A 361-nucleotide genomic window follows, 5' to 3' on the forward strand; every position below is an offset into this window, starting at 1 on the left:
CGGGGACTTCACGCCCGCCCAACTTCAGGTGCTGCTGCCCGGGGATGCGGTCGGCCCGTGGCGCCTGCAGGCGATCGAGGGCAACACCGCAGTGTTCCAGGCCGGCAACCAGACCCGCCGCGTGGCGATTCCCTGACCGGAGCACCCCATGAAGCCGTCGATCCTCCTTTTCGCGGTCCTGGTGGCGTCGTCGCAATGGCCCGCCTGGGCGCAGCAGCCCGCAACGACCTCGGCGCGCAACGCACAGAGCCAGGAGCGCCCGCTGGCCGCCCGCGTGCTGGACGACCGGGTGGCAACCGAATGGGGCTTGCAGCCACAAGAATGGGCACGCTACCGCGAGCTGATGGATGGGCCGCTGGGT

1 pseudogene is annotated in these 361 nt (G+C 70.6%); it reads left to right on the forward strand.

Annotated elements, in window-relative coordinates:
- Positions 1–148 precede the first annotated feature (148 nt).
- Positions 149–361, forward strand: a pseudogene (locus tag C1I89_RS33875) (TIGR03759 family integrating conjugative element protein); the annotation flags it as partial.

It is taken from the genome of Achromobacter pulmonis, assembly GCF_002885955.2.
GTDB lineage: Bacteria > Pseudomonadota > Gammaproteobacteria > Burkholderiales > Burkholderiaceae_B > Achromobacter > Achromobacter pulmonis_A.